The 24,323-nt window shown below is 62.6% G+C and carries 20 protein-coding genes; 14 read left to right on the top strand and 6 right to left on the bottom strand.

Annotated features, from left to right (window positions below):
• Positions 1–27: 27 nt before the first annotated feature.
• The 5 genes from FE781_RS13315 to FE781_RS13335 are packed head-to-tail and all read left to right on the top strand — an operon-like array spanning position 28 to position 8,135.
• Positions 28–1,068: a response regulator transcription factor gene (locus tag FE781_RS13315; RefSeq protein ID WP_138790161.1), complete on the top strand. Its 1,041-nt coding sequence runs from the start codon at positions 28–30 to the stop codon at positions 1,066–1,068.
• Positions 1,065–2,906 carry a cache domain-containing sensor histidine kinase gene (locus FE781_RS13320; RefSeq protein ID WP_138790124.1) on the top strand — a complete coding sequence of 614 codons (1,842 nt, stop codon included), beginning with the start codon at positions 1,065–1,067 and terminating at the stop codon, positions 2,904–2,906. Before FE781_RS13315 ends, FE781_RS13320 begins: the two co-directional genes overlap by 4 nt.
• Positions 2,903–3,682 carry an SDR family NAD(P)-dependent oxidoreductase gene (locus FE781_RS13325; RefSeq protein WP_138790125.1) on the top strand — a complete coding sequence of 260 codons (780 nt, stop codon included), beginning with the start codon at positions 2,903–2,905 and terminating at the stop codon, positions 3,680–3,682. The genes FE781_RS13320 and FE781_RS13325 overlap by 4 nt, the downstream gene beginning before the upstream one ends.
• The gene (locus tag FE781_RS13330; protein WP_138790126.1) at positions 3,679–5,763 is read left to right on the top strand and encodes a heparinase II/III domain-containing protein; all 2,085 of its coding nucleotides are present in this window, start codon (positions 3,679–3,681) and stop codon (positions 5,761–5,763) included. Before FE781_RS13325 ends, FE781_RS13330 begins: the two co-directional genes overlap by 4 nt.
• Complete coding sequence (locus tag FE781_RS13335; protein WP_138790127.1) at positions 5,760–8,135, top strand: DUF4962 domain-containing protein; 2,376 nt, start codon at positions 5,760–5,762, stop codon at positions 8,133–8,135. Before FE781_RS13330 ends, FE781_RS13335 begins: the two co-directional genes overlap by 4 nt.
• Positions 8,136–8,402: 267 nt before the next feature.
• On the opposite strand, the gene FE781_RS13340 is transcribed toward FE781_RS13335, so the two are convergent.
• On the bottom strand, positions 8,403–11,408 hold the full coding sequence (locus tag FE781_RS13340; protein ID WP_138790128.1) for an efflux RND transporter permease subunit: 3,006 nt from the start codon (positions 11,406–11,408) through the stop codon (positions 8,403–8,405).
• Positions 11,409–11,637: 229 nt separating this feature from the next.
• Between FE781_RS13340 and FE781_RS13345 the strand changes: the two genes are divergently transcribed.
• Together FE781_RS13345 and FE781_RS13350 are read left to right on the top strand one after the other, a co-directional pair.
• Positions 11,638–12,504 (top strand): phosphatase PAP2 family protein, encoded by an 867-nt coding sequence (locus FE781_RS13345; RefSeq protein WP_138790129.1) that lies wholly within the window; start codon positions 11,638–11,640, stop codon positions 12,502–12,504.
• A gap of 91 nt (positions 12,505–12,595) precedes the next feature.
• Entirely contained in the window at positions 12,596–13,273 is a 678-nt protein-coding gene (locus FE781_RS13350; RefSeq protein ID WP_138790130.1) for a uracil-DNA glycosylase, read from the top strand.
• 221 nt (positions 13,274–13,494) lie between these two features.
• On the opposite strand, the gene FE781_RS17520 is transcribed toward FE781_RS13350, so the two are convergent.
• Positions 13,495–13,662: a hypothetical protein gene (locus tag FE781_RS17520; protein ID WP_170209545.1), complete on the bottom strand. Its 168-nt coding sequence runs from the start codon at positions 13,660–13,662 to the stop codon at positions 13,495–13,497.
• Positions 13,663–13,871: 209 nt separating this feature from the next.
• Here FE781_RS17520 and FE781_RS13355 point away from each other — a divergent pair, with 209 nt between their 5' ends.
• Together FE781_RS13355 and FE781_RS13360 are read left to right on the top strand one after the other, a co-directional pair.
• Positions 13,872–14,816 (top strand): lysylphosphatidylglycerol synthase transmembrane domain-containing protein, encoded by a 945-nt coding sequence (locus FE781_RS13355; RefSeq protein ID WP_138790131.1) that lies wholly within the window; start codon positions 13,872–13,874, stop codon positions 14,814–14,816.
• A complete protein-coding gene (locus tag FE781_RS13360; protein WP_138790132.1) occupies positions 14,816–15,967 on the top strand; it encodes a glycosyltransferase family 4 protein in 1,152 nt (383 codons plus the stop codon). The genes FE781_RS13355 and FE781_RS13360 overlap by 1 nt, the downstream gene beginning before the upstream one ends.
• Positions 15,968–16,026: 59 nt before the next feature.
• Here FE781_RS13360 and FE781_RS13365 read toward each other — a convergent pair whose 3' ends face one another.
• Positions 16,027–16,839 carry a histidinol-phosphatase HisJ family protein gene (locus FE781_RS13365; protein ID WP_138790133.1) on the bottom strand — a complete coding sequence of 271 codons (813 nt, stop codon included), beginning with the start codon at positions 16,837–16,839 and terminating at the stop codon, positions 16,027–16,029.
• Positions 16,840–17,040: 201 nt separating this feature from the next.
• Here FE781_RS13365 and FE781_RS13370 point away from each other — a divergent pair, with 201 nt between their 5' ends.
• Entirely contained in the window at positions 17,041–18,249 is a 1,209-nt protein-coding gene (locus FE781_RS13370) for a S41 family peptidase (protein WP_138790134.1), read from the top strand.
• A 21-nt stretch (positions 18,250–18,270) separates the two neighbouring features.
• On the opposite strand, the gene FE781_RS13375 is transcribed toward FE781_RS13370, so the two are convergent.
• Positions 18,271–19,455 carry an MGDG synthase family glycosyltransferase gene (locus FE781_RS13375; RefSeq protein ID WP_138790135.1) on the bottom strand — a complete coding sequence of 395 codons (1,185 nt, stop codon included), beginning with the start codon at positions 19,453–19,455 and terminating at the stop codon, positions 18,271–18,273.
• A gap of 330 nt (positions 19,456–19,785) precedes the next feature.
• The gene (locus FE781_RS17525; RefSeq protein ID WP_170209546.1) at positions 19,786–19,929 is read right to left on the bottom strand and encodes a hypothetical protein; all 144 of its coding nucleotides are present in this window, start codon (positions 19,927–19,929) and stop codon (positions 19,786–19,788) included.
• A 141-nt stretch (positions 19,930–20,070) separates the two neighbouring features.
• On the opposite strand from FE781_RS17525, the gene FE781_RS13380 reads away from it, so the two are divergent.
• A complete protein-coding gene (locus FE781_RS13380) occupies positions 20,071–20,382 on the top strand; it encodes a magnetosome magnetite crystal formation protein family (RefSeq protein WP_138790136.1) in 312 nt (103 codons plus the stop codon).
• Positions 20,383–20,567: 185 nt separating this feature from the next.
• On the opposite strand, the gene FE781_RS13385 is transcribed toward FE781_RS13380, so the two are convergent.
• The gene (locus FE781_RS13385) at positions 20,568–21,293 is read right to left on the bottom strand and encodes an EcsC family protein (RefSeq protein ID WP_138790137.1); all 726 of its coding nucleotides are present in this window, start codon (positions 21,291–21,293) and stop codon (positions 20,568–20,570) included.
• Between the two features lie 235 nt (positions 21,294–21,528).
• Here FE781_RS13385 and FE781_RS13390 point away from each other — a divergent pair, with 235 nt between their 5' ends.
• From FE781_RS13390 to glpX, 3 genes are read left to right on the top strand one after another with little or no spacing between them, the layout of a single operon-like run.
• Entirely contained in the window at positions 21,529–22,209 is a 681-nt protein-coding gene (locus FE781_RS13390; protein WP_138790138.1) for a helix-turn-helix transcriptional regulator, read from the top strand.
• Positions 22,210–22,235: 26 nt separating this feature from the next.
• Entirely contained in the window at positions 22,236–23,036 is an 801-nt protein-coding gene (locus FE781_RS13395) for a pyruvate, water dikinase regulatory protein (protein WP_379252611.1), read from the top strand.
• A gap of 14 nt (positions 23,037–23,050) precedes the next feature.
• Positions 23,051–24,034 carry a class II fructose-bisphosphatase gene (glpX, locus tag FE781_RS13400; RefSeq protein WP_138790139.1) on the top strand — a complete coding sequence of 328 codons (984 nt, stop codon included), beginning with the start codon at positions 23,051–23,053 and terminating at the stop codon, positions 24,032–24,034.
• Positions 24,035–24,323: the final 289 nt, after the last annotated feature.

Here is a 24,323-nt window from a genome sequence, read left to right on the forward strand (position 1 = left end):
GCGCCGGTGACCGGAAAGGGGCGCGGCATGCACGTACTGGTCGTTGACGACGAACCGATGATCTGCAAGGGACTGGCCAAGCTTCTGCGCCAGGCGGACGAACGCATTCAATCGGTCGAGACGGCGGATAACGGGGAAACGGCGATGCGGCGAATCGAGGAGCGCAGGCCGGATATCGTGTTCACGGATATCCGCATGCCCCGCATGGACGGCTTGCAGTTGTGCGGCCTGCTGTTCGAGCGTTATCCCGATGTCCAGCTCGTCGTCGTGTCCGGCTATTCGGATTTCGAATACGCCAAGCGGTGCATGTCGTACGGGGCGAAGGACTACATCCTCAAGCCGATCAACCGCAAGCAGGTGCAGGAGACGGTCGCGAAGCTGATCCGGGAGAGCGACCGCCGGCTCTCTTCGCAGGCGTACGTCTCGCCCCGAAGCATCGAGGAGAAGGTCAGCCGGCTCGCGTCGGCGTGGTCCGCGCTTCGGGCGGCCGAGGTGCAGCGGCTGCTGGAGGACTGGAGCCGCGCCATCGCCGAATACCCGCTGGGCGAGGGCAAACGCATCGAGCTCGTCTCGGAGATCGACGCCATGTTTCGCGGGCGGATGCAGCTCCGGGAAGGCCAGCCGGCCCCGGCCGATATCGATTATGCGGCCTGCCCGAGCTGGACGGAGGCGTTCGGCCGGTTCGGCGGCGAGCTGATGCTGTCGCTGGAGCGCGAAGCCGAGCGGCGGCGCGACAGGTCCAAGCATCCGGTAGACCTGGCGAAGCGGTATATCGACGAGCATCTGGCCGAGGAGATTACGCTCGACGAGGTCGCCGAGGTGCTCGGGCTGAACGCTTCGTATTTCAGCCAGCTGTTCAAGCAGGTGACCGGCGAGACGTTTATCCATTACCGCATCCGCCGCCGCATGGAGAAAGCGAAACGGCTGCTGGCCGACCCCGAACGCCGGATCACGGACATCTCGTTTGAGGTCGGGTATGCCGACCACCCGCATTTTACGAAGACGTTCAAAAAAATGACGGGGCTGTCGCCGACCGAATACCGGATAAGCCTGGGGATTCGGGAATGAAAAAAACGCTGTTTCGGCAATTGTTCGTTTATTTTCTCGTGGTTATCGCCATTTCGCTGGGCGCCGTTCTCGTATTCTCCTACGGCAGCGCGTCGGGACAACTGGACAGACAGACGGAGACGTATGTCGCGCAGGTGATCGAGAACGCTTCCAAACAGACCGATATGTACTTGCAGACGTACGAGCGGGCGAGCATCTCGATGCTGTCGAACGACGCCGTCAAGCGGTTCCTGGATATGGACCCGGCGGATACGTACCGGTATTTCGAGTTGTCGCAGCAGATTCGCCGCTACGCCTACGAGCCGGTGTTTATCCTGCATCCGCAGATTCAATTGCTGTACGTGTTGGGCTTTCACGGCCGCGCGGTCGTCGCGGACAATCAGAATCCCGGCGTCCTGTCCAGGTTCGACGCACAGAGACAACTGGAACGGATGCGCCGGATCGTCCCGCCCGACGGCAGCGTCGCGGTGCTGAACGGCACCCTTCGCGACGAACCGGTGTCCGGCGTCGTGACCGTCGCCCGCCAGATTCGCGGCGTATCCTCGTACGATACGGCCGGCGTGCTCGGCATCGAGCTGAAAATCGACGAGCTGGAGCGGTTGTGGACGCCGGTCAACATCGGCGAAGGCAGCTCGTTCCTCATATATGACAGCCAAGGCAAGCTCGTCTACGCTTCGAACGCCGAGCTGGCCGGCCGCGTGCCGGAAGCGCTCCGCGAGCGGCTTCAGGGCGAGGGCGCTTCGTCGCGGGTGAAGCGGGTCGGAGAGCGCGAGTATCTGTGGGTGCCGCGCGTGTCGGATTTTTCCGGATGGACGCTGGTGATGGCGCTTCCTTACGACGAGCTGCAGCGGCCCGTATCGACGCTTCGGCGCACGACGATGGCGGTCGCGGTCGCGGCGCTCGCTCTGGCGCTGCTGCTGGCTTACCGGTTCGGACGGTCGCTCCTGAAGCCGATCCGTCAACTGCGGGAAAGCATGAAGGAGACGGAGAAGGGGAATTGGCAACTGATCGAGCGGGTGGAGCGCGAGGACGAGATCGGCCACTTGATGCGCAGCTACAACCGGATGGTCGACCGGCTGTCCGAGATGATCGCCCGCGTGTACGAGGCGGAGCTGGAGAACCGCAACGCGCTGCTGGCGCTGCAGGCCACCCGGCTGGAACGGCAGCAAGCGGAATTTCAGGCGCTGCAGCTGCAGATCAACCCGCACTTCCTGTACAACACGCTGGAGACGATCAACTGCTACGCGATCGTGGAGGAGAACGAGCACATCGCCGAGGTGGTCGAAGCGATGGCGTTTATGCTCCGGTACTCGATCCAGACGAAGCTGGAGGAGATTACGGTCGCGAACGAGCTGAATCACGTGCGCAACTTTCTGATTATCCTCAAGCACCGGATCGGCCGGGAGTTCGAGCTCGACGTCACGGTTCCGCCGTCGCTGCTGCTGGCCAAGATGGTGCGCCTGACGCTTCAGCCGATCGTGGAGAACGCGTTCCAGCATGCGTTCCCGGACGGATTGGAGCCGCATCACCGGATCGCGGTGCACGCGGAGATGAGCGAAGACCGGTTTACGGTTATGGTCGAAGACAACGGCGCCGGCATGACGCCGGAACGGCTTGAGCGGATTCGGGAGCGCCTGGCGTCCGGACGGTTGGCGGACTCGCAGGAGGACGGCGTCTACCATCGCGGCGGAATCGGGCTGCTGAACGTTCACCGGCGCATCCAGCTCGTATTCGGCGAAGGCTACGGGTTGGAGATCGACAGCGAACTCGGACGGGGTACGCGCATTCAGATGCATATGCCATTTCACGTAATCACAAGATGGGGGAGATCCGAATGAGTCAGATTCAAGGAATCAACTTGCAGGGGACGGTTGCGCTGGTGACGGGGGCAAGCGGCGGCATCGGCAAGGCGACGGCGATTGCGCTGGCGGCGGCCGGAGCGAAGGTTGCGGTCAACTACAACCGGAACGAGGCGGGCGCCCGCGAGGCGGTCGAGACGATCCGGGCGGCCGGCGGGCAAGCGGAGGCGTTCCAGGCGGACGTCACGTCGCTGGCCGACATCGAGCGGCTGGTGTCGGCGACGGAAGCGGCTTTCGGCGCGCCGATCGGCATCCTCGTCAATAACGCCGGGGATATGATCCGCCGCGAGGCGAACGCCGTGATCTCCGAGGAGCTGTACGACCGCGTGATGGATCTGAACCTGAAAAGCACGGTGTTCGTGACCAAGGCGGTACTGCCGGGAATGAAACGGCTGGGCGGCGGAGCGATCATCAACATGTCCTCGCTGGCGGCCGTCAACGGCGGCGGGCCGGGGTCGTCGGTCTATGCGGCGTCCAAAGCGGCGGTTGTCGCGTACAGCAAAGGGCTGGCGAAGGAGCTCGCGGGAACGGGCATCCGCGTGAACTGCGTATCGCCGGGATTCATCGGCGGCACGTCGTTCCATGCGACGCATACGTCGGAGGCGGCCCGCGCGGCGACCGTCGGCTCCATTCCGCTGGGACGCGAAGGGAAGCCGGAAGACGTCGCGAATGTCATCCTGTTCCTGGCTTCGCCGCTGGCGGGTTATCTCCACGGCGAGACGATCGAGATCAACGGAGGCTTGTACATGCGATGAATCGGCACAACGCTTCTCTCGAGTCGCATCGCCGGATGAGCTGGAGGGAGCGGGAAGCGGCTGCGCTGCGGCGGGAAATCGCGCCGTGGCTGGCCGATTTCGCTTCGAATGATACCCTGGTGGGGTATATTGTCCCTGAGGAGCCGGGCGGCTGGTGGCATCAGTATGTGTGTCCCGAGCATCATGTCGAGCTGTTGTTCGATCCGGCAGAGACGTCCGCGGACGTGTACCGGTGCCCGTACGGCTGCGAGTTGAGCGGCGAGCCGTACCGCGGCGCCTGGCTCGTGTTCCGCCACCAGCAGACGGCCCGGCTCGCGCTGACGGCCGCGGCGCTGCACGCGGAATCGGGGGACGCGAAGGAAGCGGAGCTGGCGCGGCGGCTGATCGTCGCGTACGCCAGGCAGTTCCCCCGTTATCCCGTGCATCCCGACGCACAGCCTTGGATGCTGAAGGGGCGGGCGTTTCACCAGGCGTTGACGGAGGCGATCTGGGCGACTGCCCTGATTCGCGCGTACCTGCTGCTGCGGGATGCCGGAGAGGCCTTCGAGGAAGAGGAGCAGGCGGCGGTCGACCGCTTTTTCGGCTTGCTTCGCGGCAGCATGGAGGAGTACCGCGGCATTCTGATCGACGTCAAGAACAACCCGGAGAACAACTACATGGCGTGGCTGAACGCGGCGCTGGCCGGCTTGCACGCGGCTTCGGGCGACGAGGCGGGTCTGCGCGCCCTGATCGAAGGGCCCGGCGGCTGGCGGCATCATTTGTCGGTCGGGGTCAAGCCCGACCAGCTCGAATTCGAGGGCAGCGTCTATTATCACGTGTTCGTGCTGCGGGCGTATCTGATCTTCGCCGAGATGGCCGAGCGGTTCGGGATCGACCTGTGCGCGATCGAAGGCGGGCAAGGCCAGAGCGTCCGGGGCATGCTGGACGCGGCGGCGGCGTTCGCGGACGGGAACGGTGAGCTGGAGGCGCCCCACGACGGGCCGTACGTTCGTCTCCCGTATGTCCGGGAGATCGCGGAGGTTTACGAGATCGGGTACGCCCGGTTTGGCGAGCCGGCTTACGTGCCCGTGCTGGAAGCGGCCTATCGGCATATCCGGTCGGCCGTAGCCGGCGAAGGGGGAGCGGGCGAAGCGGCTGAAGCGGGAGCGTCCGGCGAGCCTGAGCTGCACCGGCTGCGGTGCGGGCTGGAGGCCATGCTGTACGGCCGGCGGGACGCGGCATCCGGTGCGGCGGGCCGGCCGGCCGCGAAGTCCCGGCTGCTGCCGCACAGCGGGTTCGCGGCGCTGAGACGGCCGGATTCGGAGCTGTCGGCCTGGATCGACTTCGGCGGGCACGGCGGCTCCCACGGCCATGACGACAAGCTGCATGTATCGGTCCGCCACCGGCTGGGCCCGGTCGCCCCCGATCCCGGCATGGTCCCGTACGGGTCGCCGATGCGGGCGGAATGGTACAAGACTACCGCTTGCCACAACACGGTGACGGTGGACTGCCGTTCGCAGGCGGAGCATGCGGGGGAGCTGCTTCATTACGAGGACTCCCCGTCGGAGACGGTCGTCAGGGCGAGAAGCGCGGGAGCTTATCCGGGCTGCGTCATCGAGCGCGAGCTGCGGCTTAGCGCAGGCGGCTTGACGGACATTACGGAGGTGCGGCTGGAGGCGGACGGGCTCATCGAGTGGCGCTTGCACCCGGCGGCCGAATGGTCGCTGCTGGACGAGTCGGGCGCGGAAGCGGCATGGGCGCGGGCCGATGCCGGCGATGCGGGCGCTTCGGCCTGGCAGGGGCCGCTGGAGGCTCCGATCGGCCTGGGGGCTGCGTCCGGTGCGGACGCGGCGGCCGAGTGGCGGTTGTCGCTGGCCGTGCGATCCGCGGGCGCCGGGAACGGAGGGGCGTTGGCGCGGGTCCCGCTGACGTTGTCGGCGATCCCGGGCGCCAAGCTGTACCGGTACGAGGAACCGGGGACGGCGGAGGACCCGGCGCGCAGGCGGTACGGACTGTTGATTCGGGTGAAGGGAACAAGCGCCGATATCGTCGCGTCGTACGCCGGCGCCAAGTATAGACCAGCAGGGAGGAACCGAGTATGAAGCAACGGCTGTATGAGCCGCTTCGGAGTCCGCTTGACGTGCCGTACCGTCCGGATGACGCGGCGGAGCTTGCGGAGAATCCTCCCCGGTTCACATGGATGCCGGGGAGGCTGGAGGAGTCGGTTTATGCGCTTCAGTGGTCCGAGACGCCGGAATTCGAACCGGAGAAGACGCGCACTGTATGGACTCCGCTCAATATGTACACCCCGGACGCGCCGTTTGCGCCGGGCACGTACTACTGGCGCTATGCCATGCGGACGGACGGCGGCGGAGGACCGGCTGGGGCTCGACGCGGGCCGGAGCTGATGCAGGCCGAAGGCGAAGCCGATGCCAGGGAGCTGGAACGGGCCGAGCTGACGACGTGGAGCCGGGTCCGGCGCTTCACCGTCGCCGACGGACTGCCGGAGACGCCGCTGCCGCCGCGACGCGACCGTTACAAGTCCGCGAAGCTCGGAAGGCCTCGGCTGTGGCTGACCGCCGATGGTCTGGAGCGCTTCCGCGAGACCGTTCGCGAGAAGCCCGAAGACAGCGGCTACACGGAGTTTCTGGAGCGCTCGGTGCGCCCGTGGCTGAATCGCGAGCCGATTGCCGAGCCGGAGCCTTATCCCGGCCACAAGCGGGTGCCTCACTTGTGGCGGAAGATGTACATGGACTGCCAGGAGCTGCTGTACGGCGTCCGCCATCTGTCGGTGGCGGGTGCGGTCTCGCGGAACGGGGAATGGACTTCCCGCGCCAAAGAATGGCTGCTGGCCGCAGCGTCCTGGGACGTCGACGGACCGACGTCCCGCGATTACAACGACGAGGCGGCGTTCCGCGTGGCCGCGGCGTTGGCGTGGGGCTACGACTGGCTTCACGGCGAGCTGGGCGAGAAGGAGAGGGCGCTCGTGCGGGAAGCGCTGTTCCGCCGCACGGAACAGGTGGCGGCGCACGCGATCGAGCGCTCGAAGATCCACCACGCTCCGTTCGACAGCCATGCCGTCCGCTCGTTGTCCTCGGTTCTGGTTCCCTGCTCCATCGCCCTGTTCGACGAGGTTCCGGAGGCGCGCGATTGGCTCGACTACGCCGTCGAATATTTCTCCGCAATGTACACGCCTTGGGGCGGCGCAGACGGCGGTTGGGCCGAGGGCGGACAATACTGGACGACAGGTATGGCGTTTGTGACAGAGGCGATCAATCTGCTGCGCAAATTTTGCGGGATCGATTTTTACGCGCGGCCGTTTTTCCAGAAGACCGGCGACTTTGCGCTGTACTGCTTCACCCCCGGCACGTCGCGCGCCAGCTTCGGCGACCAGTCGAATCTGGGCGAGCCGCCCGGACTCAAAACGGCCTTCAACATCCGCCAGTTTGCCGGCGTAACGGGCAACCCGTGGTACCAGTGGTATTATGAGCAGGTGAAGGCCGCCGACAAGGACCCGGAAAGCAAATTTTACAATTACGGCTGGTGGGACTTCCCGTTCGACGAGATGAGGCACCGCTACGACTTCCCGGCTGTCGCGGCGGAGCCGCCTGCGGGCGCGGAGCGGCTCAAGTGGTTCCGCGACATCGGGTGGGTGGCGATGCACGACCGGATGCACGATCCGGATTCGCATGTGATGCTGCTCGTCAAGAGCAGTCCGTACGGCTCGATCAGCCACAGCCACGGCGACCAGAACGGCTTTCTGCTGCACGCCTACGGCGAGCCGCTGGCGATCGAGAGCGGCTATTACGTCGCGTTCAACACGACGATGCACCGCAATTGGCGCAGGCAGACGATCTCCACGAACAGCCTGCTGATCGACGGAATCGGCCAGTATGCGGGGGTCGACGCCCGCAAGTGCATCGAGGCCGCCGGATGCATCGAAGCCGCGGAGGAGCGGGAGTACGGCCGTTATGTCCGCGCCGACGCGACGAGGGCTTATCGGGAGACGGTGCCGTATCTGGAGCGGTTCGTCCGCGAAATTCACTACATGGACGATTCGTATATCGTGATGGTCGACTCCGTCGACTGCAAGCGGCCGGCCCGCGTCGACTGGCTGCTGCATGCGCTGCATCGCGCGGAGCTCCGGCCGAACCGGTTCCGCATCGCCGGCGCGCGCGCGGTGCTGGACGGACAATTCGTATACGTATCGTCCGGCGAGATGGAGCTGTCGCAGACGGACGAATTCGCCGGAGTCGACCCCGCCGAGATCGAAGGGCTGCCGGCGCAATGGCATCTCCGGGCGACGACGCGCCCCGCGGCCAGCCACCGGATCGTCTCGCTGCTGGCGCCGATGCCGGCGAACGAGCCGAGTTACGTGTCCGCCCGCGTGGACGATCAGGGCCATGCGGCCGTCCAGCTCTATTTCACCCGCAACGGTATCACGCGCCATCTGGAGGTGGCGAAGGCGTATTGAAGGCGATGGCGCCGCTCGAACGAGAAAAAGTGAGCCTGCAGCATGCGGAGTCGGCGATTCGACAAACGCAGCGAGAACCAATGCGTTTGCGCGCATTTGAGGCGCGGCCGGCGTCCGACCGCTGCGCGGCGCCGCACGGGCGTGCCATCCGGAAGGGGATCGGCGGCGGTTTGAGGCGGCCGGCGGCATGATCCTGAAGTTGCCTTCCCGCATAACCAACGAGGACCGATTCCCTCCCGGGAACCGGTCCTCGTTCTTTACGAAATTTTATGCCGACTGCTCCAGGCCGTAGCGGCGCTGGCGGGCCGACTTGCGGAAGTAGAACAGCTCGTAGACGCACGGGACGATGATCAGCGTCAGCAGCGTGGCGGCCGTCAGTCCGCCGATGACGACGATGGCAAGGCTTTGCGACACGATGCTGCCGCCGTTTTCGGTATGGCCGAAGATCAGGGGGAGCATGGCGCATACGGTGGCGATCGCGGTCATCAGAATCGGACGCATCCGGGTTGTGGCCGCCTCGACCAGCGCTTCGCGGATCGGCATATGCTGCTCGTTCTGCCGGACGCGGTCGATCAGGACGATCGCGTTGGTGACGACGATGCCGATCAGCATCAGCGCGCCGAACATCGCCGTGAAGTCGGGCGATACGCCCGAGACGAGCAGAGCCACAACCGCGCCGATGGCGGCGAGCGGCAGGGAGAACAGGATCGCCAGCGGGCCTCGCAGCGTCTTGAACGTGATGACCATGATCAGGTATACGATGCCGATCGAGATGATAGCCGTCAGTCCGAGCGCCTGCAAATCTTCCGCTTGCTCGGCGGAGGCGCCGCCGACGTTCAGCGTTACGCCTTCCGGCATCGCCAGTTCTTCCGCTTTCGTTTTGATCTTATCGCCGACGATCGACAGTTGGCTCGGCTCTACGGCCGCGGTGATCCGCACGTACGGTTTGCCATCCTTGTGGTAGAACAGGCTCGGCTCTTGCTTTTTGACCAGCTTGGCGATCTCGGAAACCTTTTTCGGTCCTTCCGCGGTCATCACGGTCAAGGCGGAAAGGTCGCTTTCGCTCGCCGGCTTCGCGGACGCGTTCAGGACAACGGATGTCTGTTCCCCGTCCACGGAGATTTGGCCGATCGGAATCGGGTTCAGCATACCTTGCAGTTGCATGGCGATCTCATGGCCGTTCGCGAGCAGCGGGTTGACTTCGAAGTCGTAGACCGTCTTTTTCTGCTCCAGGTTCGTTTCGACCTTCCGGACGCCTTCGATCGGCTTGATGGCTTCCACGACCTGCGCGGCGGTCTGCTCCAGAAGCTCCGGCCGGTCGCCCGTCAGATCCACGACGACGGAGGTGGAGCCGGAGCCGGACATGAAGTCCATTGCGCCTGCGTCAATCTCCGCGCCCGGGAATTGCGAACGCTGCTCTTTTACACGGTTCAGGATATTTTCGGCGTTCTCGCCTTTTTCGACCTCGATCAGATACGAGACCAGCGTCGGCGAGACGACTTCGCCGTATTGGGCGGCGTCGGAGCTGTTGCCCATCGACATGTACACCCATTTCGCCTCCGGCTGCTGCAGCAGGAACGCTTCGAGCTTTTTGCCGTTTTCGAGCACCTCGGCTTGGGGCACATCCTCCGGATATTTCATCGTCACGGTCAAGGTGGAAGCGTTGGACGAATCGATCGCTCCCTTGGGCATCGACACGTACACGCCGATCGACCCGAAGAACAGCACGGCCGAGATGGCGAGCGGCACCCACTTGTGCTTCAGATTCCACCGCAGGAAGGCGGAGAAGCGGGCGGAGCCGGTGTGCTCCTTCATTTTTGTGCCGCGCAGGAGCACGGCGCTCAGCAGAGGTACGACGGTCAGGGCCACCAGCAGGGAAGCCAGCAGCGAGTAGGTGACCGTCAGCGCGAACGGCAGCAGGAACGCCTGAAGCGAACCGCGCAGCAGTCCCATCGGCAGGAACACCGCCACTGTCGTAAGCGTCGAGGACGTGATCGCGGTTGCGACCTCTTTGGTCGCGTCGATAACCAGCTCGCGCGAGAACGATTCCTTCTGCAGGCGGCGGTAGATGTTTTCGATGACGACGATGCTGTCGTCCACGAGCCGGCCGACCGCGACGGCGACGCCGCCAAGTGTGATGACGTTCAGCGTCACGCCCGACAAATCCAGCAGGTAAAGCGTAATGGCGAGGGACAGCGGAATCGAGACGATCGTAATCAGCGTGGTCCGGATATTGCGCAGGAACACCAGGATGACGATCGTGGCGAACAACGCGCCCAGCAGAACTTCGCGCAGCAGACTGTTGACGGAGGTGACGATCTGTTCGGACGTGCTGGAGAGGACCGTGACCTCCGCGCCTTTAATCTCGGAGGAGAGGCGCTTGGCGGTTTCCTCGACTTCCCGGCCGACGCTGACGGCGTTGGCGTTCGAGCCTTTGGAGATCGTCGCCACCAGCACATCCTTGCCCCCGACGCGGCTGACGCTTTCTTGTCCGCTGGTTGCGCTCACCTGCGCGATATCGCCCAGCGTGACGCCCGGACCGACCGGCAGCTTGCGGAGCGTCTCGACGCTGTTCACCGAAGAGGAGACGCGCAGATTGCTGGCGGCTCCGCCGATGACGCTCTCGCCGACGGCGGCCGAGACGTCGCGGCCTTGCAGGATGCCCATGACGGCTTGGAACGGGATGCCGGTTTGCCCCAGCTTGGCCGGATCGACCGTGACGGAGATTTGCGGAGTGGCGACGCCGCTCAGGAGGACGCTGCCGACTCCTTTGATCTTTTGCAGCTCCGGCACGATTTGTTCTTCCGCGATTTTGATATTGGCGGGCGTCATGCCGCCGTCCAGCGCAATCGACACCCAGGAGATCGGGATCATCGAAGTGTTGAGCTGGACGACGTAAGGCTTCGATACACGCTCCGGCAGTTGGACGCCGCTCAGCGCTTCGAGCACTTCTTCTTTGGCTGCCTTCATATCCGTCTTCGAATCGAAATACAGATCAACCTTGGCGAAGCTGTTGCCCGAAGTCGAGAAGGTGTTGGTCTTCCCTTTTACGAGCGAGACCGCCTTTTCGATCGGCTCCGTCACGAGCTTCTCCATCGACTTGGCATCGTAACCCGGGCCGATCGCGGTGATCGTCACCATCGGATTGTCCGCCTCGGGCAAAAATTCCATTGGAAGCTTGAAGTAGCTGAATACTCCCGCAACCAATGCCATGACAACTGCGATGATCATGGCCGCCCGATTCCGGAACGACCATTCTGTTATGCGGCTCATCAGGTTTCTCCTCCCTTTGACTCCCTATCGTTCGTTGTTGACCGCAAGGCTTTTGTCGTACTTCATCGTACCGATTCGGCCGCGATTGCAGAAGAGACTCCAGCATGGTTCTCATCCCGCTCTCGAAGAAGGAGGCGGCCTCCGTCCGGAGACCGATATGGGCGCTTGATTGCGGGCGGCGCTGCGGATAAGCTTGAACTGAATCTTGCGGACAGGAGGAACGGTCGGAATGGACAGGAAAACGAACCGGATCGCGATCGGCTTGTTGCTTGCGCTCTGGGCGGCGGGAGCGATCGTATTCGGATGGACGGATCTTCGCATATCGGAAGCGGTCTTCAATCCGGCGTCGGATTGGGGGCATTTCTTCGAGGTATACGGGGAGTTTCCGGCGTATTTGTTGGCGTTTGCCGCAGCCCAGGTGCTGCTTGCCTGCGCGGGCCGCCGTTCGGGCTGGAGGCGGATCGGGGTGACGGCTTTGGCTATCGTCGTAATTGCGGCGACCGCGACGGTGCTGATTTGGATGGTCGTCTCGCGCCAACTCGGGGGAGAGATGACGGTCGGCGCCGCCGCGGCGGTTCTGATCGCAACCGCAGCCGCAACCATACTCTTGCAGTTCGGATTCTCCCGGATGAAGCGGGATATTCCGGACGCTCTGCAAACGGTCGCCTGGCTGACGCTGGCCGCGGTGCTGGGAGAGATGATCGCGGTGAATCTTCTGAAGACGATTTGGGGCCGCGTCCGGTTCCGGGATCTGCTTCCCGACCGGTCGGATTATTCGCCGTGGTTTCTGCCCCGGTGGGGAGGCGGCCATAAGTCGTTCCCGTCGCAGCATGCGGCGCACGGCTGGATGGCGCTGCTGCTGGCGTATTGGGTGCCGCTCCGGTATGCCGCCTGGCGGCCGGCGGTATGGACGGCCGCGGCGCTGTGGGCGGCGCTCACCGCAGTCAGCCGCGTCGTGATGGGCGCGCATTACGCTTCGGACGTGCTGTTCGGCAGCGGCATCGCCATCGCGGCGCTTTATCTGTCGGTCCGCCGCCTGCCGGACCGTTCGCAGCGGATCGCGTCCCGCAGCGGGACGGCCGACGCCCTCGGCTGAGCGAGGGACGCGGCAAAAGCAACCGCCACTCTTCCCCGTTTCTGCTAAAATGGTAAAAGACATCGCAACGGGAAGGAGAAACCAAGCGCCGATGAAGAAAATTTTGCACAACGACTGGGCGCCGCTGCTGGAGGAGGAGTTCGCTTCTCCCTACTACCAGGAGCTGCGCCGGTTTCTCGTCGAAGAGTACCGCACCCAAACCGTGTACCCCGACATGTACGATATTTTTAACGCGTTTCATTATACGCCCTATTCGGAAGTGAAAGCCGTCATTCTGGGGCAAGACCCTTATCACGGTCCGGGCCAGGCGCACGGGCTCAGCTTCTCCGTGCGTCCCGGCACGCCTCCGCCGCCGTCGCTGCAAAACATGCTGAAGGAGCTCCGCGACGATCTCGGCTGCCGTTTGCCGAACAACGGCTGCCTGGTGCCGTGGGCGAAGCAAGGCGTCATGCTGCTCAACACGGTGCTGACCGTGCGCGCCGGACAACCCGCCTCGCACAAAGGGCGCGGCTGGGAGCGGTTCACCGACCGCGTTATCTCGCTTCTGAACGAACGGGAGAAGCCGGTTGTGTTCGTCCTGTGGGGCAGCCACGCGCAAGCCAAACGGCAGCTGATCGACACCAGACGGCATCCGGTGATCGCGGCGCCGCATCCGAGTCCGTTGTCGGCGCATCGCGGCTTCCTGGGAAGCCGCCCGTATTCGAGGATCAACCAGTTGCTGCTTCAACTAGGCCAGGAGCCGATCGATTGGCAGCTTCCGGACGTATGACGCCGATACGGTCCTCCGCCGCGCTTGCCTGCGAGCGGCCTGATTTTCCGGAGCCCCCGCAACGAACCGTTGGATAGAATAAAAAAATAATAAAACCTATCGTTAAGCGGTCCATCCGTTCCATCTCGATTGCGGCTTCCAGCGGGCATTTCGCCCCGGATCGGAGCGGGCTTCGTCGCGCCATCCCTAACCGAAAAAACGAATATGCCGAAACTGCGTTTTCAGCCGGTCCAGCTTTTTCCCGAGCGGACTTCGGCGGTCCGGCTCCAGACGAATGCCGCTCCATCGCCGCGCAGCTTCCCCGCTATCTCGGCAAAGTACCGGGGATCAACAACGGTCATCGGCACGATCACGGTTCCGTCGTAATGCCGGACTAGATAACCGAGCATGGAGAAGTTGATCCCGCGTCACATCGGAAAGTCCTGAAAATCCTCAACAGCCAGCTCAAAATATGCAGTGCAAACAGCGAAAAGAAGCGTATACCGGCTCAGGCCGCCAACCGCGAAATTGCTCGCCGCTCCGCGATTTGATACACTGAAATGGATCCCAGCTTCATCCATGCCGTTTATACGGGAATCCCATCGCAAAGGGGTATGCCATGAACAACGATACCCGCACCAGCCGGAAATCCCTTGTCCGCAAATGGCTGTTTACCGGGATAAAATACGGACTGGTCGTTCTGGTCGTTTATTTCATGTACCGCAATATCCGGATGACGCCTTTGGAATTGTGGAATTATTTGCGGAAGGTCACTGGCGAATACTACGGGGGGATCGCGGTTTTTCTCGTTTTTCTCGTGCTGCAGGCCGGGTTGTGGATCGCTCTGCTGAATCGGGGAAAAGGAGCCGCCTTGCCCTTGACGAAAGGATTAATGATCTATACGAACTCCATGTTCGCCAAATATTTGCCCGGGGGGTTCTGGAATTTCGTCGGCCGGGTGTATATGACCCGCAAGGAAGGCGTCGCCATGGACCGGCAAATCTCGGTGCTGGTCTACGAGAACTTTTTCCTTGCGCTGGTGTCGCTGCTCTATGCCGCGGTGCTGATGGCGTCGGTCGGCTGGATTCCCGGGTGGACGCTGCTTCTGGTCGGCCTGCTGCTTGTCGGCATGTACGTCTTCTACAAGCCGGTCGCCTCTTTTATGGAGAAGCTCACGAACAAGTACGGGGCCAAGCTCGGAGGCGTGAAGCTGGATATGCCGAGACAGCCGTTTTTCCTCTATCTGGGGGGCTATCTGCTGAACCATTTCTTGCAGGGCTGCGCGTTCTGGCTGCTGCTGCAGAGCTTCGGGATCGACTCGGTCTCCGTCATCGAAGCTTCGGGCATGTTCGCGCTGGCCTGGCTTCTCGGGGTCGTCAGCCCGCTGCCGGGCGGAATCGGCATCCGCGAGGGAGCTTTGGCCCTGCTGCTGGCGACGCAGATGGATTTGGCGACGGCGACGCAGATGTCCATCATGACGCGGATCTGGAATTTATTTGGCGAGATCGCCTTATATGTGATGGTAAACAGCATTTACTTCGTCAGGAAGAGGTTGACGGCTTGATGAGCGCCACACGCAAAAACATTCTGCTGGTCACCGGCGTATTCCCGCCGGGCATCGGCGGCATGCAGAACTACTACTACAACATCTGCAAGCATTCGAGCCACAACACGACGGTATTGGCTCCGATCTATACGAACGCGGACTGCGAGGCGTTCGACGCCGGCCAGCCGTTCCGGATTGTGCGCAAGCCTTTTCTCAAAAACGAAAAAATCAACCCGTTCGACGTGTTCAAGATGTTCGTGTACACGCGCAAGCTGATTGCGGAGCATCGCATCGACGTGACGATCTACGGCTACATCCTCGTCGGCATCATCGGCCTGATCCTGAACTGGATGTACGGCCACAAATACGTGATATCGCTGCACGGCAAGGATGTGCTGGAGACGCGGCGGTTCCCCGTGGTGAACGCGATCATCCGGCTCATCCTGCGGCGGGCGGCCGGCATCCTGACCAACAGTGAATACACCAAGAAACTGACGATGGAGCTGGGCATTCCCGCCGAAAAGATCAAAGTGGTGTATCCCGGCGTCGACGACGTGTACGAGCCGATGCCCAAGGACCCGGAGCTTGTCGCGGAGTACGGGCTTGCCGGCAAATACACGCTCATTACGGTCAGCCGGCTTGTCCGGCGCAAAGGCCATGACATGGTCATCCGCTCCATGCCGCGCATATTGGAGAAAATCCCGAATGCGGTATACATGGTCGTCGGCGACGGTCCCGAGCGGCGCGACTTGGAGGCGTTGGCCGCCAAGCTCGGCGTGTCCCGGCAGGTGATCTTCACGGGACGGGTGTCCGACGCGGAGCTTCCCAAGTACTTCAATCTGGGCGACTTGTTTATCATGCCGAGCCGGCTGATGGAGCGCAAAGGCGACGTGGAAGGCTTCGGCATCGTGTATCTGGAGGCGGCAAGCTGCCGGAAGCCGGTCATCGGCGGCAATTCCGGGGGAGTCGTCGAGGCGGTGCTGAACGAGAGAACGGGTCTGCTCGTGGATCCGACATCGATCGACGAGATCGTACAAGCCGTCGTGCGCATTCACTCCGATTACGACTTCGGCATGTTTCTGGGCGAGGTCGGTTACAAGCGTTCCAAGGAGCAGTTCCGTTACCCGGTTATCGCTCGCGGTTATGATCAATATGTCGCCGGGCTGTAGGCGGCGGAAAGGACGCAGGCTCCTGGTGCGAGGCATCAGGAGCTTGTCGTTCAGAGAGGTTAATCCGGGATCGGGACAAACACGGGTTTGCCCGCTTCGAACGTCGTGAGCGCGGTGAACCCGGCAGCGCGGAGCAGCTCGTGCCCTTCGGCGAAATGATGGGCGATATGCTCGGCGATATGGGCGTCGGAGCCGATCGTGACGATCTCGCCGCCAAGCTCGCGGTAACGCTTGAGAATCGGCAGATGGGGCAAGGAGATGCCCAAGCCGTAGCGATGTCCGGACATGTTCACCTCAATGCCCCGGCCCGTCTCGATCAATTGCCGGAGGATCGCGTCGATCCAATCGCCGTACGCGGTCCAATCGACTTCGGTCCAGGACGTGTTCGCGTAATGGAGATACCGCTTGATCAGCGTCAGGTGTCCGAATACGTGGAAGCGGGTATATTCGCACACGAGACGGTACACTTGTTCGAAATACGTCTCCAGCGCTTGCGCGGGCGAGCGGCCTTGAAAATAGTCGCCGTTATGCAGATCGAGGTTGTCGATGATATGGGCCGAACCGATGATGAAGTCGAACCGGCCGCCTTCGGTGAACCGCAGGTTCCGTTCGGACGCTTCGGGATGCAGGCCGATCTCCACGGCTTTGCGGATGGCGATCGATTGGCCGTACGCGGCCCGCAGCCGGTCGACCTCCCGGGAGTAAGGCTCGTAGTCGAATTCGAACGTCAGATCGCAGTTCGGGTAAATGTAGTCGAGATGCTCCGTAAAGGCGATTTCCCGAACGCCGGCCGCAATCGCCGCACGCACGGCCTTCTCCATCGGCATCGTGCTGTCGGCCGAAAAAGAAGTATGGACATGATAATCGTACATAAAAGTGCGCTCCTTGTCGGATATCGTCCCGGCGCCGGAAAAACGATCCGCCTTTCCGGCATCGAGGAAGGACAAATTCGGTTTGACGCCTCCGAACAGGAACCGTTGAAAACCGTTTATCCTCAATCTATAGCCATATAGTAAGCCAACATGCCGGACGGGGCAAGTCGCAGACCAAAAGACGGAAATGGAGTGGTATAGATGCGCAATCGCCTGAACGGAGCGGGAATCGCTCTCGCAGCGGTGGCGGCCGTGGCGTCGGCGTCGATCGGATACTACGGAGGGGCCAACGGGTGGCTGCCTCAAGTGCTGCACCGGGTGGTTCCGGCGGAATCGTCGCACTGGAAGGTCGAGCAGGCCAAGCGGCTGATCGAGGAGCAATTCGTGCGCCCGGTGGACGACGAGCAGCTCGTCAGCGCCGCCATCAAAGGAATGGCCCAGTCCGTGAACGATCCGTACACGAATTATTTCACGAAGCAGGAATACGAGGACCGGATGTCCCGGCTTCATTCCGAGATGGTCGGAATCGGGGTTGTCGTCGAGAAGCAGGAGGACGGTTCGTTTCTGATCCGTTCCGTCTACAAGGACAGCCCGGCGGATGCGGCGGGCCTGAAGGCCGGTGATTCAATCGCGGCCGTCGACGGCAAGGAAGTCTCCGGCATAGAGCTGGAGGATCTGGTTTCGCTTGTGCGCGGTCCGAAGGGGACGACGGTCGTGCTCAAGCTGAACCGCGACAACCGGGCCGAACCCGTGGAGATTGCCGTGAAGCGGGATGTGTTCCAGGTGCCGAACTCGGAGCACCGCATGCTCGATACGGAATCGGGGATCGGCTATATCCGCCTGTACAGCTTCACCACCGGGGCGGACAAACATGTGGAGCAGGCGATTGCGGAATTAAAGGCGCAGGGAATGAAGCGCCTGATCTTCGATCTGCGATTTAACGGCGGCGGTCTCCTGCCGGAAGCGATCGGCGTCAGTTCGCTGTTCGTTCCCAAGGACCGGCCCGTCATGCACATCCAATACCGCAACAAGCCGAACATGACCTTCCGGTCGCGGGCGGAGTCCGACAAACCGTTCGGAATGCCGCTGGTCGTGCTGGTGAACGGTTCGACGGCCAGCGCTTCGGAAATGTTCAGCGGCGCGATCAAGGACCTGAAGCTGGGCAAGATCGTCGGCACCAAGACGTTCGGCAAAGGCGTCGCGCAGACCTGGTACAGGCTGGCGGACGGCTCCGGCCTGCAGATTACGACCGCCAACTACCTGACGGCGGGGGAGATCTCGATCAACGGCATCGGCGTGGAGCCGGATATCGTCGTGGAGAATCCGAAGCCGGAGACGCAGCCGGGCGATCCCGACGACAAGCAGTTGGAGACGGCGATCGCAACCGTCAAGGAGATGCCGGCTCCCTGACGGCAGCGGATCTTCCGTCTCTTATCGGCCGTCCAGCAGGCTCATGGCGGCGAGCAGCGTCCGTTCGGCGGACCGACCGGGACCGGCCGCCCGGGCACAAGCCAGCCGCATCTGCTCCAGTTGGTCCGGCCGGGCGAGCAGTTCGTTGGCCAACGCGGCCAACTGAAGGCTGTTCGCGGCCCGTTTGGCCGCGCCGACGGAGACGAGCCATTCGGCGTTGTCGGTCTCTTGTCCGGGGATCGGCTTGTACAGCAGCATCGGCAGGCGCGAAGCCAGCGCTTCCGACGTCGTGAGCCCGCCGGCTTTGGATATCAGCAGATCGGACAGCGCCATCCACTCGTGAACATGCGGGATATATCCCGCGGGCACGATCTTGTGGCGCGAATTCCTGGAAGCTTCACGCTCCAGCTTCTCCCGGAGACGCGCGTTGTGGCCGCAGACGATCAGGGCTTGAACGGGGCGGGATAAGGCATCGCCGCGGAACAGGTCGAGCACTTCCCGGCTGATGACGCCGTGGCCTCCGCCCATGACCATAATCGTCGGCAGTCCCGGGTCCAGTCCGTGCCGTATCCGCAGCTCGTCCCGGTCGCCGACGGCGTCGTAACGGGGATGTACGGGAATGCCGGTCACCCGGATCGCGTCGCGGCTAATCCCCCGGTCGGCCAGCAAACGCGCCGTTCCTTCCGAACCGACGAGATACAGATCGGTGCCGGGGTGAATCCAGTACGGGTGATCGGTATGATCGGTGATCACCGTCGCCAGCGGAACGTCCGTTCCTCCCGCACGCTTGGCGTCGGCGACGACGGCGGACGCCATCGGGATGGTCGAGATGATCAGGTCGGGCGATTCCGAGCGGATCAGCGCGGCCATCGCGGCCGGTTCGATCAACCGGAACTTGCGCAGCCAGGACGCCGCGGGCGAAGGCCGGCGGGTGCGCTCGAAGAAAAAGCCCCATACGGAAGGCAGCCGCTTGACCAGTTGGACGTACGCCCAACGGCTGACCGCGTGCAGCGACGGCCTTGTCCACGAGATGATATCCCGGATGCTGACCCGTACCGCCATGTCTTCCGGCAGGCGGGCGGCCGCCGCTTCCAACGCTCTGGCGGCATGGATATGACCGTCTCCGATCTCGCCCGTGAGCAGCAGGATGCGCGCGGGACGCTTCGCGGCGCCGGGCGGGACGGGAGTTGATAAGCGATTGTTCATGATGCACCTCGTTAGAATTGCCAATCACTATTACTATACCGAAAAGCCGAAGGGCTGACAAAGGAGCGGGACGTCATGGACGGGGGAACCGTGCGTTGGGGGATCATCGGAGGCGGCAACGTCATGGAGCCATACGCTGGATCTGCTCGATTATTTCCTGGGCCGCGGCGTCTGCCCGAGCACGGGGGAGAGCGCCGCCAGAACGAGCCGGGTGATGGACGAACGGGTTCGGCCTTTCCGGGAACGGGAAGCCTCCCGCCGACAAGCGTAAAACAACAAGGCGCGAGCTCTCAGACCGATCGTCCGCCGCTCGCGCCCCGTTCCCGTTTGTTAAAGCCCGTGCTTGTCGATCGCCGCCTGATCCGCCTCCGACTGCATCGCGCTCGCCTGCTCCTTGCCTTGTCCGGTCCGGTCGGCTTTGGACTGCGCCCGGGCGGCCTCCAACTGCTGCTTGGAATGGCTTTTGTCCGCCATCGCTTCCACCCCCTTCCCGACCGTATGAGTATGCGTTGCCCCGGCTCCGGCTATTCGGCAACCGGAACGAAGGATATGCGTAAGAAACGGGCAGGAGAAGGATACGCTGCGGCCTTCAACCGCAATGAAGGAGGAATGTCTATGGACATCAGACGGATTATCGCTTCCCTATGCTACTTCAGCATCTTTTTCGCAGGGATCGTCCTGCCGCTTGTCGTCTATTTCGTCAGCAACGACCGCTGGGTGAAAGACCACGCGAAAGCGGCATTCCTGTCCCATCTGCTGCCGTACGCGGCCATTATCGCGGTCCCGTTCGCCTGGTACGCCAGCGGGCCGAGCATCGGGGGCATTCTCGGCGTCGTCCTCCTGTTTGCCGCAGCGGGAGCGGTCATCTTCGTCTGGAACATCTACAGGGGAATCCAGACGCTGATCGGCGACGACATCCGGTTTTAGCCGAGGACAAGACCATAAACGGCCCCGACGTTTTTCGCCGAGGCCGTTTTATTTTTTGCCAGGCAGCGGGATAGGGGACAAGCCGGGCTCGGGAGCGGCGCTACCAACGAGGATCCATTGCGGCGGTCAGCGGTCGGGAACCGGCGCATGGCGAGGGACTCGCCGATCTTCCGAAGGCAAGCCGTTCACCCTTGCGCTTCAAGCCTCCGCCATCGGTAACAGCGGATCGCGACCCCGCCGAGCTCCTCCAGCAGTCCGTAATTGGCCCAGGCACCGACGACGGCGCCGATGCCGGGCAGGAGCTGCAGCATTTTGCGGAAATCGATCGCGTCCCTGTACTCCCGCTGGAACGTGTCCCACGGAAACGCTTCGGGAGACGGCGGGCGTCCGCCCTTGTCCCAGTTCCGGACCCGCTCGTATACCTCCCGGCGTTTGTTCGCGCTGGAGAACGCCAACTGAAACACATGCAGCGCGAACAAGCGCTCGCCGCGGTCCCGCGTATCGAACCCGTACAGATGGGCAAGTTCAAACAGGAACCTCATTTTGATTGCGATCAGCGCGGGGAAATCGACCAATCCGAGCATGATGCCGCCCGCCCCCGTGCCCGCGCCTTCGGCGGCGGCGATTTTTTTGTACCGGTCCAGCAGCCGGGCGGCTTCGCCGTCCCGTTCCTTCAATGTCAGCCAACGCTTGGGCGGATCTTTGGGCATAAAGTCGATACCCGTCATGACGGTGCGGACCATCCCTTTCACAGCGGCGGTCAGCGCCGCATCCACTCGCGGCGGCACAAGCCGGTACATGCGGTTCTGCACGGACCGCGTCCACTGCTCCAGCATCCCGCCTTTTGCCCCGAGAAACTGCTTTTCCCACTGCTTCAATTCCATCAGACTCAGCGATTCGTACGCATTCATCGCTTGGCCTCCCTGCATAAGTTCCCTTCGGATTGCTTCACGACATACGAGTACGCGCGCCGCAAATTATCGTTTCCGCCATTCTATGTGATACGGCTCCGAAATTAAACGAGCTGCTCCCGCCGCGGTGAACCCGAACATTTATGTTGTATTTTATGCTTCATGATTGCGTGCCGAATCGAAATATGGTACATATGATACATACTAATTATAAATATGACATGCTATTTAAACGATGCGAGCGGGAGGAGGAGCTTCCATCGAACTGACAGCCAGACAAAACGAATTGCTCCATCTCATCCGCCGCCATGCGCCGATCACCGGAGAGACGCTTGCGGAGATGCTCGGAGTTTCTCGTCCCACCTTGCGGTCGGATCTCGCGATACTCGTCATGCTGGGGCTGGTCGAGGCGAAGCCGAAGGTGGGATATTTCCCCGGCAAAAAGCTGGAGCGCGAGCATCCGCAAGCTGCCCGTCTGCTCGACATGCGCGTGAAGGACGTCATGAGTCTGCCGTCCGTCGTGCGGAGCTCGGATACGGTTTCGGATGCCGCCGTTACGATCTTTATGCGCGATGTCGGAAGTCTTGCGGTGCTGGATGAGGAAGGACTGCTGACGGGCGTCGTGTCGCGCAAGGATCTGCTGAAGGTTTTTCTCGCCGGAGGGGCCAATGCGGGGCAACTGCCTGTCGTGACGGCGATGACCCGTCAGGCGAATCTCGTCACCGTGGAACCCGAGACCCGTCTGGCTGAAGCGGCCCGCATCCTGATCCGGTACCATATCGACGGAGTTCCGGTCGTGAGGCCGGCGCAGAACCGCTCCGGCGAGCCCCGGTACGAGGTTGTCGGCAGGCTGACGAAGACGCATCTGACATCGATATTCGTCGATTGGCTCGATTCGCTCTCGGGGGCGGAATGACGGGACGGCACAGGGGGATGAACGCCATGATGGAACGCAGACAAGTGGTCTATATATGTTCCGACGCCACGGGGGAGACGGCGGAGACGGTCACGCGGGCGGCGGCCCGGCAGTTCGGAACGGGCAAGGTAAGGATCTGCCGTTACGGGCAGATTAAGCATGAGGACGACATCCGCCGGATTGTCGACGAGGCGGCGGAGGCAGGCGGGTTCGTCGCCTATACGCTGGTTCAGCCGGAGCTCCGGGAGACGATGCGGCAGGAGGGCGTGCGCGCGGGCGTGCGGACGGTCGACATTCTCGGTCCGCTGCTGCAGGCGTTTGTGGACACGTTCCACGACGCTCCCCGGCGCGAGCCGGGGCTGCTGCATCAGGTTGACGAGGAATATTTCCGACGTATCGAAGCGATCGAGTTCGCGGTCCGATGCGACGACGGGAAAGACGTCAAAGGTTATACCGAAGCGGATATTTTGCTGATCGGCGTCTCCCGGACGTCGAAAACCCCGCTCAGCATGTTCCTCGCGCACAAGGGCTACCGGGTCGCCAACCTGCCGCTGGCGCCCGAGATCAAGCCGCCGGACGAGCTTTTCCAGGTTCCGGCGGAGCGCATCGTCGGGCTGACGATGGACGCCGAGGCGCTCCGCCGGATCCGCAGCGAGCGGCTGAAATCGCTGGGGCTGCCGGAAGACGCTTTATACGCGCGAATCCATCGCGTGAACGAGGAGATCGAATACGCGGAGCGGATTATGCGCGAATTGGCGTGCCGCGTCATCGACGTGACGGGACGGGCGATCGAAGAAACGGCCGGACTTATCATGAATCAGGAGTAGCGGAGGGAACGAGCATGGAAAGGGAATTGGCGTTAGAGATCGTCAGGGTGACGGAGCTTGCGGCGTTGGCGTCCGCCCCCTGGATGGGACGCGGCAACAAAAATGCGGCTGACGATGCGGCGACCAAAGCGATGCGGGCGATGTTCGACTCCGTGTCGATCCAGGGAACGGTCGTCATCGGCGAGGGAGAGATGGACGAAGCGCCGATGCTTTACATCGGGGAGAAAGTCGGAAGCATGAACGGGCCGGAGGTCGACGTCGCCGTCGATCCGCTGGAGGGAACGGAGATCGTGGCCAAAGGCCTCAATAACGCGCTCTCCGTTATTGCCATCGCCAATCAAGGCTGCCTGCTGCACGCGCCGGACATCTATATGGAGAAGCTGGCCGTCGGCCCGTCTCTGGCGGGCAAACTGTCGATCGAAGATCCGATCGACACGACGCTGCGCAAGGCGGCGGAGCACCTGCACAAGTCGATCGCCGATCTGACCGTGATGATTCTGGACCGCGACCGCCACGAATCGATGATCAAGCAGCTTCGCAAGGTCGGCGTCCGCATCAAGTTTCTGAGCGACGGGGACGTGGCGGGCGCGATGGCGCCGGCGTTCCCGGAGACGGGCATCGATCTCTACGTCGGCTCCGGCGGGGCTCCCGAAGGCGTGCTGGCCGCCGCGGCGCTTAAATGCCTGGGAGGCGAACTGCAGGGCAGGCTGATGCCGGCCAACGCCAACGATTATCAGCGCTGCAAGGAGATGGGGATGGACGACCCTTTCAAGGTGTTGACGATGGACGATATGGTAGGCAGCGAGGACGTGATTTTTGCGGCGACCGGCGTCACTCCGGGCGAATTCCTCGGAGGCGTCCGTTATCTGCCCGACAACCGCGCCGAGACGCACTCCATGGTCATGAGGGCCAAAACCCGCACGATCCGCTACATCAAATCGCTTCACTATTTGCCGAACAAACCGCTGCTGGCCGAGCTGTCCATGAAGCGGCGCTGACCGGCAAAACACTTGTCGAATCGCTCGACGGTCCTTATCCTGCGCAGGATAGGGCCGTTTTTATATGGGATCATTTCCGGGGCGAATGTTCCGAAGGGAGCTGGCGAGCGGCTGCCGTCAGACAAGGGCAAGCGGAGACTGCGGGTCCTGCTGCCGCTTTGACATTCGCTGTGGGATGAACGCCATCCGTTCCTGGACTTAGGTCCAGCCGAACTCCCGACGCCTGCCTGATTTGAACCGTTTCGTTTTTGTCTAAAATGGAGGCATCCAAGCGAAGTCTATTGACGGG

It is taken from the genome of Paenibacillus thermoaerophilus (assembly GCF_005938195.1).
GTDB classification, from domain to species: domain Bacteria; phylum Bacillota; class Bacilli; order Paenibacillales; family Reconciliibacillaceae; genus Paenibacillus_W; species Paenibacillus_W thermoaerophilus.